Here is a 10,108-nt window from a genome sequence, read left to right on the forward strand (position 1 = left end):
GTCCTGCTCGGCGCGGGCGGTGCGACGCGCGCGATCGCTGCCGCGCTCGAAAGCGAGGGCGTGCCGGAACTGCGCCTCGTCAACCGCACCCGTGCGCGGGCCGAGGCGCTCGTCAGCGATCTCGAACTGCGCTCGGCGCGCGTTTTCGACTGGGACGATGTCGCCGCCGCGCTCGACGGCGCGAACCTCCTCGTCAACACGACGACGCTCGGCATGAAGGGCGCGGGCGATCTCGACATAGCGCTCGATCCGCTGCCGCTCGGCGCATTGGTGACCGACATCGTCTATACGCCGCTCGAGACCGGGCTCCTCGCCCGCGCGCGGGCGCGCGGTCATGCGGTGGTGGACGGGCTCGGCATGCTGCTTCACCAGGCAGTGCCGGGTTTCGAGGCCTGGTTCGGCGTGAGGCCCGAAGTCACGGCGGAATTGCGCGCGCTCGTGCTTGCCGATATGGGCGAGACGGAAAGATAAGGCGGAGGGGAAATGCTGCTCATCGGTCTCACCGGCTCGATCGGCATGGGAAAATCGGAGACGGCGAAGATGTTCGCGCGCCTCGGCGTTCCGGTTTACGACGCCGATGCCGCGGTTCACGCGCTCTACGCGAAGGGCGGCGCGGCGGTCGAACCGTTGCGCGCGGCCTTTCCCTCGGCGGTGATCGACGGTGCCGTCGACAGGACGGAGCTGTCGCGCTGCGTTCTCGGCCTGCCCGAAGAGATGAAGAAGCTCGAGGCGATCGTCCATCCGCTGGTCGGACGGGCGCAGATGGATTTTCTGCGCAAGGCGGCGGCGGAGGGGCATCATGCCGTGGTGCTCGACATTCCCCTTCTTTACGAAACGGGCGGCGAGACGCGGGTCGATGTCGTCGTCGTCGTCAGCGCGCCCTATGACATCCAGAAGGAGCGCGTGCTTGCCCGGCCGGGCATGGACATGGCGAAATTCGCCGCCATCCATGCCAAGCAGGTTCCCGATGCCGAAAAGCGCCGCCGCGCCGATTTCGTGATCGAGACGGACAAGGGCCTCGATCACGCCTTCGAGGAAGTGACGAAGGTCGTCGAGGCGCTGAAGGGCCGCGAGGGCAAGGTGCTGAAGGCGCGGCTCGGCGAGGGCTGAACGGCTCGCTCGCGGAGCGCAAATCTGTTAAGTCTCGAAGCATGAGACAGATCGTCCTCGACACGGAAACCACGGGGCTCTCCCCGCAGGAAGGCCACAGGCTGGTCGAGCTCGGCTGCATCGAGGTGATGAACCACGTGCCGACCGGCAATGTGTTCCATCGCTACATCAATCCCGAGCGCGACATGCCCGAAGGCGCCTTCAAGGTTCATGGGCTGTCATCGGAGTTTCTGCGCGACAAGCCGAAATTCGCCGAGATCGCGGAAGAGTTCCTGGCCTTCATCGCCGAGGACGAACTCGTCATCCACAACGCCGCCTTCGACATGGCGTTTCTGAATTACGAGCTGAAGCTCGTCTCCCGCCCGCCGATCGCCGCCCGCCGCGCCATCGACACGCTCACCATCGCGCGCCAGCGGTTTCCCGGCGCGCAGAACAGCCTCGATGCGCTCTGCAAGCGTTTCGACATCGACAATTCGGGCCGCGTGAAGCACGGCGCCCTGCTCGATGCGGAACTGCTGGCGGAAGTCTATCTGGAACTCATGGGCGGCCGGCAGCCGACCCTCGTGCTCGATGCCTCGGCGGCCGCGCTCTCGCGCGGGGTCGCCGTCGCCGCCGAGCGGCGCGAAAGGCCGGTGCCGCTCGCGTCCCGCCTCACCGATGCGGAACGCGCGGCGCATGACGCCTTCATAGATACGCTGGGTGGCGAGCCTCTCTGGCGGAACCTGCCTTCCTGAAGGAAAGGCAGGCCCTCCCGTTCCCGGTCAGTTCGGCATCGTGCCTTCGGGCGCGCCGCTGAGATCGCCGCGGCGCTGCTGGAACAGCGTGACGAAATCGATCGGGTCGATGAGCAGCGGCGGGAAGCCGCCATCCCGCGTCGCGTCCGCGATGATCCGGCGCGCGAAGGGGAAGATCTGGCGCGGACATTCGATCAGCAGCACGGGCTCGAGGCTATCGGCCGGAATATTGGTGAGCCGGAAGAGGCCGCTATATTGCAGCTCGACCAGAAACATCTGCTCTTCATTCGTCTTGGCATCGACGCCGATGGAGAGCGTGATCTCGAAATCGGTCTCGCTGAAGCGCTGGACGTTCACATCGACGCGCACGCCGATGGCGGGCTGATGCTCGAGCGGCCCGAGCGTGCGAGGCACGTTCGGATTCTCGAACGAAAGGTCCTTGATGTACTGCGTGAGGATGCGGAGCTGCGGTCCCGCTTCGCCCTGAGCCTGCGTGTCTCCCGGAAGAATATCGTCGGCCATGGGCCCCCCTCACCGTCTCTGTCGGAATGCGATCCTGCTGGCTAACATGGAACGAACCCAGCGACAAGAACACCAAAGCCCGCGATCCCGCCCTTTTCGTTGCCTCAGCCGCCGTTGGAAGGCGGCAGGCCGCCACGCCAGGGCGAGGATGCGCCCGAAGCCGGGGGCTTCCCGGATGTGTCCTTCATGTCCGGCCCGTCTTCCTCCGCCTCGCCCTCGATGATCGGCCCCCGCCCCCAGTCGGCCCGCATGCCTGCCGGGCCGGAGAACTGCACATTCGCATGCGCCATGAACCATTTGGCGGCGCTGCGGCCGATCAGGCGCCGGAGCGGGGGAACGAGCAGCAGAAGCCCGATCGCATCGGTGAGAAGGCCCGGCGTCACCATGAGAAGGGCGGCGAGCACCAGAAAGAAGCTGTCGAGCACTTCGCCGACCGGCATTTCGCCCCGGCCGAGCGCCATCTGCGCCTTGCGGAAGGTTTCGAGCCCCTGCCGGCGCAGGAGCCAGGTTCCGAAGATTGCGATGGCGACGACCAGCCCGATGGTCGGGCCCGCGCCGATGAGCCCGCCCACCTTGATGAACACGACGATTTCGGCCAGCGGAACGAGAATGAGCGCGGCGAGGATGAAAGGCGCCAAGGCGATCTCCATATATCGGGCGGATGCGGTCCTGCGGCGCTTCGCGGACCGTATGTACCGCCGGTAGCAAACCGGCGGCGATTGGCCTAGTTTAGTGGATGAAACCGACACATGATCCGGAAAGATTGGCACTTGCCGGACAAACTGGTGTACCGGGTTCAGCAGCTTGAATGCGATCCGGCCCGGCAGGGCGGTCCGAGGCCGGCAACCATGCCGGCGGAGCCGCGCTTCTGGTCCATGAGGGGCGGCCGTTCCTGAACCGTCGATGCGGTTCGGGGTGGTGCCGTCGCCCGATATTCTGGTGAAAGGTGGCCCGGGATGGGCGAAGCATCGACGCTTTTTAATCTGATACTGCTCGCGATCGCGGTGGGCGTGTTCCTGAAGCTGAGGAGCGTGCTCGGGCGGCGGACAGGGAATGAGCGCCCGCCCTACGATCCCTATTCCGCGCCGGAGAAAACGGCGGCGAGTGGCGACGACAAGGTGATCTCGCTTCCGAGACGGCCCCAGCAGGGCCCGCAGGAGCAGGCGGGAACCGTCGAGCCCTATGCGCAGCGCGAGCCCTATGCGGTCAAGGACCGCTGGGCCGGCATCGCGCCCGAAGGCTCGCCCCTTGCCCAGACGCTGACCGAGATCGCACTTGCCGACCGGAGCTTCGACGCCGAGGCGTTCCTGTCCGGCGCGCGCATCGCCTATGAGACGATCGTGACCGCATTCGCCAATGGCGATCGCAACACACTCGCGCCATTGCTGGAAGATAACGTCTTCAAGAGCTTCGAGGGCGTGATCGCCGGGCGCGAGTCGCGTGGCGAGACGGTGGATCAGAACTTCATCGGCATCACCGAGGCGGCGCTCACCGCCGCCGCGCTCGACGGACGCCGCGCGCGGCTTACCGTCAGGTTCCGCAGCGAGCTGACGGCCTGTGTGAAGAACAGGGATGGCATCGTCATCGAGGGTGATCCCGTGACCGTGCGCCACGTCACCGATATCTGGACCTTCGAACGCGACACGGCCAGCGCCAATCCGAACTGGCGCCTCGTCGCCACCGATTCCGCGGCCTGACATCACGGATGCTGGGGCACATGAGGGGGCGAACGGGACAGAAGGCCGGAAGGGCCGGATTGCCTTGTGGTATGGCCGGATTTTTCGGCCTGGTAGTGCTGGCGCTTTCGGGCTGCAGCAGCGGGGAAGCCTCCATGCGGGAAGGCCCGATCGAAGGCCCGGGACGGGTGGCGCTGAGTTTTGCCGATCTCGAGGGCTGGAAGGCGGACGACCAGTCGGCGGCCCTCACGGCCTTCCGACGCTCCTGCCAGCGCATCCTCGCGCTCGACGATCAGGCGCCTCTCGACACAAGGGGGGCCGACATTTCGATCTATGGCCTCGCGGGCGACTGGCGCCCGGCCTGCAAGGCGGCGGCAAGTGTCGGCGGCGGCCCGGCCGCTGCCCGGGCCTATTTCGAAACCTGGTTCGCGCCAGTTCGTTTTGAAGCCGGAACGGAATCGGGCTCCCTCATCACAGGTTATTTCGAGCCCGTAATGAAAGGCTCGCTGACCGCTGGCGGCATCTACCGCACGCCGGTCCTCGCCTTTCCTGCGGCCTTCGCCGAAGCGCGGGCGGCGGGCAAGCCCCTGCCCAGCCGGGCCGAGATCGAGGATATGGTGGCCTCGGGCCGGATCGACCGCAGGAACGCCCTTGTCTGGCTTGCGGACCCGGTGGACGCCTTTTTCCTCCATGTGCAGGGCTCGGGCCGGGTCGAGCTTCCCGACGGGCGCATTCTGCGGCTTGCCTTCGCGGCCAAGAACGACCGCCCTTACACCTCCATCGGCAAGGTCCTGATCGACATGGGCGCCATCCCGCGCGAGGAAGTGTCCATGCAGACGATCCGCGCCTGGCTGGAGGCCCATCCCGACCGGATCCCGTCGATCCTGCGCCAGAACGAATCCTATATCTTCTTCAGGCTGCTCGCCGGAGCGGCGCCCGACGCCGGCCCTCCGGGCGCTGAAAAGGTGAGCCTCACGCCCGGACGGAGCCTTGCGGTCGATCGCCGCTACCATCCGCTCGGTGCGCTTCTCTGGCTCGACACGCGCTCGCCCGAGCCCTATGGGCCCGGCAAGGTGACGCTGAGGCGGCTGATGGTCGCGCAGGATACCGGCACCGCCATTCGCGGGCTGCAAAGGGCCGACGTCTTCTGGGGCGCGGATTCCGGCGCCGCCGAGATTGCCGGGCGCATGAAGGAGCCGGGCGAACTCATCGCCCTCGTTCCCAAGGCCATCGCCCCGGAGCGCTGAGGCCCGGAGCGGCTTGAGGGAGACGCATATGAGCGGCGAGGGAGGCCATGAAGACGGGGCGCGGCCCAAACGCCGCAAGACCCGCCTCCGCGCCCTGAGCGAGGAGGAGCACAAGCTCTGGCGGGCGGTGGTCCGGGACGCGCGGCCCCTTCCCCGCAAGAGGCCCAGACCCGAACCCGCCCCCGAACCCATACCCGCGCCCATAGGCGCTGCCCAGGCGGCGGAAAGCCCCGAACCGGCCCCGATCGTTCCGGCTCCAAAACGGAAACCCGCATCTTATTCCGGTTCCAAAACAATTGACCAGCCGCACTCCGCCCCCTCGGCACCGCCGCTTACCGGCCTCGACCGCCGCACGAGCCAGCGCCTTGCGCGCGGGCAGATGGAGGCCGAAGCGCGCCTCGATCTTCACGGGCTTCGTCTGGACGACGCCGAGGAGGCCCTGTTCGGCTTTCTCTCCCGCGCGCGCCAATCGGGACTGCGCCTCGTCCTCGTCATCACCGGCAAGGGCGAGAGCCCCTTCACACGCCACACGCTTCATGGCGCGCACTACCATGAAGCGCCTGAACGCACGGGCAAACTTCGCTCGGCACTACCGGTATGGCTGGCCGAGCCGCGCTTTCGCGGCCAGGTGGCGGGCTTCCAGCCCGCGCATCCGAGGCATGGCGGCGGCGGCGCCTTCTATATCTGGCTCAGGAAAAAGCGATGACGCCCTTCGGCCGGAAACTCCGCGACCTTCGCGCCGCACGCGGCATCCTCCTCAAGGACATGGCGGCCGCGCTCCGGGTGACGCCCGCCTATCTCTCGGCGCTCGAGCATGGCCGGCGCGGGCGGCCGAGCTGGCGGCTCGTGCAGGCGATCATCGGCTATTTCAATGTGATCTGGGATGAGGCCGAGGAGATCGAGCGCCTTGCCCGCCTCTCCCATCCGCGGATCGTCATCGACACGTCGGGCCTCGATCCCAGGGCGACCGAGCTTGCCAACCGCCTGTCGGAAGAGATCGCGCATCTTTCCGGCGCCGATATAGAAAAACTGCTGGCAAGCCTGCCGCCGCGCAGGCGGCGCGCATCGGCAAGGCCGCGACCCGCCTGAACGCGGCGGACTCGCTCAGCGGGAACATTCGCCCGTGCCCAGATTCACGGACAGCGAAGCCACGTTTTGCCGCCTTTCGGACACCGAAAAGACGAATCGCCGAAAGCGGATACGTGCCGCGCCATTCGTTTGCCTGAAGCGAATAAAGACCGCTTCAGGCACCGATGCGAGCGCCGCGCCGTCAGAGAATGAATTTCGACAGGTCCGTGTTCTTCGCGAGATCGCCGATGTGCTCGTGCACATAGGCCGCGTCGATCGTCACCGTCTGCCCGCTACGATCGGCGGCGGTGAATGAAATCTCGTCGAGCACGCGCTCCAGCACTGTGTGAAGCCGACGCGCGCCGATATTCTCGACCGTCGAATTGACCTCGGCCGCGATGGTGGCGATGGCCTCGATCCCGTCCGCGGTGAAGTCGAGCGTGAGCCCCTCCGTCTCGAGCAGCGCCACATATTGTTTGATGAGGCTTGCTTCAGGCTCCGTCAGGATGCGCTTGAAGTCGTCCCGCGTCAGTGCGTCGAGTTCGACGCGGATCGGCAGGCGGCCCTGAAGCTCGGGCAGGAGGTCGGAGGGCTTGGCGATGTGGAAGGCGCCGGACGCGATGAAGAGGATGTGATCGGTCTTCACCGAGCCATGCTTGGTCGAGACGGTCGTGCCCTCGATGAGCGGCAGCAGGTCGCGCTGCACACCCTCGCGGCTCACATCCGCCCCTTGCCGCTCCGAGCGGGCACAGATCTTGTCCACCTCGTCGAGGAAGACGATGCCGTTCTGCTCCACCGAGCGGATCGCCTCCTGAGTAAGCTGCTCCTGATCGAGGAGCTTGTCGGACTCCTCCGCGATGAGCACGTCATAGGAGGCCCTGACGGTCATGCGGCGCGGCCGGGTGCGCTGTCCGAAGGCCTTGCCGAATATGTCGCCGAGATTGATCATCCCGACCTGGCTTCCGGGCATGCCGGGAATGTCGAGCGTCGGCATGCCGCCGCCGAGGTCCGCGACCTCGACCTCGATCTCCTTTTCGTCGAGTTCGCCCGTCCGTAGCTTGCGGCGGAAGCTCTCGCGTGTCGGCTCGCTCGCCCCCTTGCCGACCAGTGCCTCGAGAACGCGGTTCTCGGCGGCGAGATGCGCATTCGCCTGCACGTCCTTACGCTTCTTCTCGCGCAGCATGGTGATGCCGATTTCGAGGAGGTCGCGAATGATCTGCTCGACATCCCGCCCGACATAGCCGACTTCGGTGAACTTCGTCGCCTCGACCTTGATGAAGGGCGCCTCCGCCAGTTTTGCCAGGCGGCGCGATATCTCCGTCTTGCCGACGCCGGTTGGCCCGATCATCAGAATGTTCTTCGGCAGAACCTCGTCCCGGAGCGACTCGGGCAGCTGCTGGCGCCGCCAGCGATTGCGCAGGGCGATGGCGACGGCCCGCTTCGCATCCCGCTGGCCGACAATGTAGCGGTCGAGTTCGGACACGATTTCGCGCGGCGAGAAACTACTCATGGAAAACCAGGCACTCCGGATGATGGTCAGGCGTCGAGAACTTCGACGGTGAGGTTGTTGTTGGTGTAGACGCAGATTTCGGACGCGATCTTCAGCGCCTTGCGCGCGATCTCCTCCGCCGAAAGGTCGCTGTCGGCGAGCGCGCGGGCGGCCGCGAGCGCGTAATTGCCGCCGGAGCCGATGCCGACAATGCCGCCCTCGGGCTCCAGCACGTCGCCATTGCCGGTGAGAACGAGGCTCGCCCTCGCATCCGCGACGATCATCAGCGCCTCGAGCCGCCTGAGAAAGCGGTCCGTGCGCCAGTCCTTGGCGAGTTCCACGCAGGCCCGGGTCAGTTGCCCCGGATATTGTTCGAGCTTGCCCTCGAGCCGCTCGAAAAGCGTCATCGCATCGGCGGTGGCGCCTGCAAAGCCCGCGATCACATTGCCGCTTCCCAGCGGCCGGACCTTGCGGGCATTGCCTTTCATGATCGTGTCGCCCATCGACACCTGGCCGTCGCCGGCAATGACGACCTTGCCGCCCTTGCGAACGGTCAGGATCGTGGTGCCGTGCCAGGGGGCATAGGGCGAGCGTGTATCGGACATCGAGCGGTTTCCCGGATTGGAAGGCCGGACCGCTCGCCTCCCGCGGCGCCGGCCGCGGCCGGAGCGGCCCCTGGATCGTTGGGCTCCAGATGTGGAGATTTCGGCCCGGAAGGTCAAGCGATGGCGGCAAGCCTCGCCCCGCCCCCTGCCCGAAAGGCAGGAGAGCGGCCCCGCCACATCTGGTGCCGGAGTTTCCGTTTTACACAATGAGGATTTGGGCCCGCCGCCGAAAAACAAGGGTTTGCACCCGTTGTTTCACCCATTGCCTCTTCTGCTTCCATCTTTACTTCGCAATTAGTGAACGGGTTTGGTAAACGTCTCTCAAGCCATTGCGTGGTAAGCGTGATCCCCGGCCCCGGGCCCCTCATGCTGGCTTGTCGGGTCCGCGGCTGGTAAAAGGCGGGCGTCATGGCCATATGGCGAATTTCAGACCCTGTGGCGAATTTCGGGTGAGACCCATGATTGAAGAGAGCGAAGGCCGCGTGGCCACCATCGAGCGCAAGACGAAGGAGACGGACATCTTCGTGTCCCTCGATCTCGACGGCTCGGGTGAATATGACGTCGATACCGGCATCGGTTTCCTCGACCACATGCTGGAGCAGCTGTCGCGCCATTCGCTGATCGATCTCAAGGTCCGCGCCGTCGGCGATCTGCACATCGACTTTCACCACACGACCGAGGACACCGGCATCGTCATCGGCGAGGCCGTGCGTCAGGCGCTTGGCGACTTCAAGGGCATCCGCCGCTACGCCTCGGTCATGATCCCGATGGACGAGACCTGCACGCGCGTCACGCTCGACGTGTCGCAGCGGCCCTATCTCATCTGGAAGGTCGACTTCTCGCGGCCGAAGCTCGGCGACATGGATACCGAGCTTTTCAAGGAGTGGTTCCAGGCCTTCGCGCAGAATGCGGGCATAACTCTCCATATCGAAAATCTTTATGGCGAGAACAACCATCACATCGTCGAGTCCTGCTTCAAGGGGCTGGCGCGCGCGCTGCGCGAGGCGATCGAGATCGATCCCCGCATGGCGGACCGCATCCCCTCGACCAAGGGCAAGCTCGGCATCTGAAGCGGCCTCTTGCCGGATCCCGGGCGGGATCTTGCGGGCGGGCTTCGCGCCTCGGGCGCGGGCCCGTGCCGCGCCACCCCTCGTTCTTCTGGTTTTCAATGACCGGAAAACCGCCTAGATAGGTGCGGAAAATCCGCCCAACCGCCGGACAAGGCTCTGAACCCATGCGCATCTACACCGTGCACGAATTGAGCGGCGCGCCAGTCGATGGCGACGGGATCGTGCTCGTGCATGAGGGGTTTTCCTGGCCGGCGCTTTTCGCGCCGCTGATCTGGCTCGTCTATCAGCGTCTCTGGCTCGCGCTTCTTTTCTATGCGGTGGCGAATTCCGTCCTGATGGCGGCGGCCGGGGCCGTTCTGGGCGACACGGCCATGATCATTCTCGCCTTCGCGGTGCAGTTCGCCTTCGCCGCCTTCGCCAATGACATTCGCCGCTGGACGCTCGCCCTCAGGGGCTATGAGGAAGCCGGCGTGGTGACGGGCCGCAATCTCGTCGAGGCCGAGCGCGAGTTCTTCCGCCATTGGCAGGGCCCGTCCCGTCCGGCCCCGCGCAGCATGGCGGTCGCGCGGACCGCCGCGCCCGGAGGC

The 10,108-nt window shown here is 66.0% G+C and carries 13 protein-coding genes; 9 read left to right on the forward strand and 4 right to left on the reverse strand.

What is annotated here, in order from left to right:
* From WBG82_RS09640 to dnaQ, 3 genes are all read left to right on the forward strand, one after another.
* Positions 1-471, forward strand: a 471-nt coding sequence (locus WBG82_RS09640) for a shikimate dehydrogenase family protein (RefSeq protein ID WP_424424249.1), incomplete at its 5' end; no start/stop codon positions are given.
* Between the two features lie 12 nt (positions 472-483).
* Positions 484-1,110 (forward strand): dephospho-CoA kinase, encoded by a 627-nt coding sequence (coaE, locus tag WBG82_RS09645; RefSeq protein ID WP_424424251.1) that lies wholly within the window; start codon positions 484-486, stop codon positions 1,108-1,110.
* A gap of 41 nt (positions 1,111-1,151) precedes the next feature.
* Positions 1,152-1,844, forward strand: a complete 693-nt coding sequence (gene dnaQ / locus WBG82_RS09650) for a DNA polymerase III subunit epsilon (RefSeq protein WP_424424253.1) — start codon at positions 1,152-1,154, stop codon at positions 1,842-1,844.
* Positions 1,845-1,871: 27 nt separating this feature from the next.
* Here dnaQ and secB read toward each other — a convergent pair whose 3' ends face one another.
* Positions 1,872-2,366, reverse strand: a complete 495-nt coding sequence (secB, locus tag WBG82_RS09655) for a protein-export chaperone SecB (protein ID WP_424424255.1) — start codon at positions 2,364-2,366, stop codon at positions 1,872-1,874.
* A 104-nt stretch (positions 2,367-2,470) separates the two neighbouring features.
* On the reverse strand, positions 2,471-3,004 hold the full coding sequence (locus WBG82_RS09660) for an FxsA family protein (protein ID WP_424424258.1): 534 nt from the start codon (positions 3,002-3,004) through the stop codon (positions 2,471-2,473).
* A gap of 318 nt (positions 3,005-3,322) precedes the next feature.
* Here WBG82_RS09660 and WBG82_RS09665 point away from each other — a divergent pair, with 318 nt between their 5' ends.
* From WBG82_RS09665 to WBG82_RS09680, 4 genes are all read left to right on the forward strand, one after another.
* Positions 3,323-4,063: a Tim44/TimA family putative adaptor protein gene (locus WBG82_RS09665; RefSeq protein WP_424424260.1), complete on the forward strand. Its 741-nt coding sequence runs from the start codon at positions 3,323-3,325 to the stop codon at positions 4,061-4,063.
* Between the two features lie 134 nt (positions 4,064-4,197).
* Complete coding sequence (locus WBG82_RS09670; RefSeq protein WP_424424263.1) at positions 4,198-5,289, forward strand: murein transglycosylase A; 1,092 nt, start codon at positions 4,198-4,200, stop codon at positions 5,287-5,289.
* A 28-nt stretch (positions 5,290-5,317) separates the two neighbouring features.
* Positions 5,318-5,995 (forward strand): Smr/MutS family protein, encoded by a 678-nt coding sequence (locus WBG82_RS09675; protein ID WP_424424266.1) that lies wholly within the window; start codon positions 5,318-5,320, stop codon positions 5,993-5,995.
* Positions 5,992-6,378: a helix-turn-helix domain-containing protein gene (locus WBG82_RS09680; protein ID WP_424424269.1), complete on the forward strand. Its 387-nt coding sequence runs from the start codon at positions 5,992-5,994 to the stop codon at positions 6,376-6,378. The genes WBG82_RS09675 and WBG82_RS09680 overlap by 4 nt, the downstream gene beginning before the upstream one ends.
* Positions 6,379-6,559: 181 nt before the next feature.
* Here the strand turns inward: WBG82_RS09680 and hslU are convergent, their stop codons facing one another.
* Positions 6,560-7,867: an ATP-dependent protease ATPase subunit HslU gene (hslU, locus tag WBG82_RS09685; RefSeq protein WP_424424272.1), complete on the reverse strand. Its 1,308-nt coding sequence runs from the start codon at positions 7,865-7,867 to the stop codon at positions 6,560-6,562.
* 26 nt (positions 7,868-7,893) lie between these two features.
* Entirely contained in the window at positions 7,894-8,451 is a 558-nt protein-coding gene (gene hslV, locus WBG82_RS09690; protein ID WP_324301132.1) for an ATP-dependent protease subunit HslV, read from the reverse strand.
* A 458-nt stretch (positions 8,452-8,909) separates the two neighbouring features.
* Here hslV and hisB point away from each other — a divergent pair, with 458 nt between their 5' ends.
* Both hisB and WBG82_RS09700 read left to right on the forward strand, forming a co-directional pair.
* Positions 8,910-9,521 (forward strand): imidazoleglycerol-phosphate dehydratase HisB, encoded by a 612-nt coding sequence (gene hisB, locus WBG82_RS09695; protein WP_424424275.1) that lies wholly within the window; start codon positions 8,910-8,912, stop codon positions 9,519-9,521.
* A 164-nt stretch (positions 9,522-9,685) separates the two neighbouring features.
* Positions 9,686-10,108: DUF2628 domain-containing protein (locus WBG82_RS09700; RefSeq protein WP_424424277.1), on the forward strand; the 423-nt coding region annotated here is incomplete at its 3' end.

It is taken from the genome of Parvibaculum sp., from assembly GCF_049671045.1.
GTDB lineage: Bacteria > Pseudomonadota > Alphaproteobacteria > Parvibaculales > Parvibaculaceae > Parvibaculum.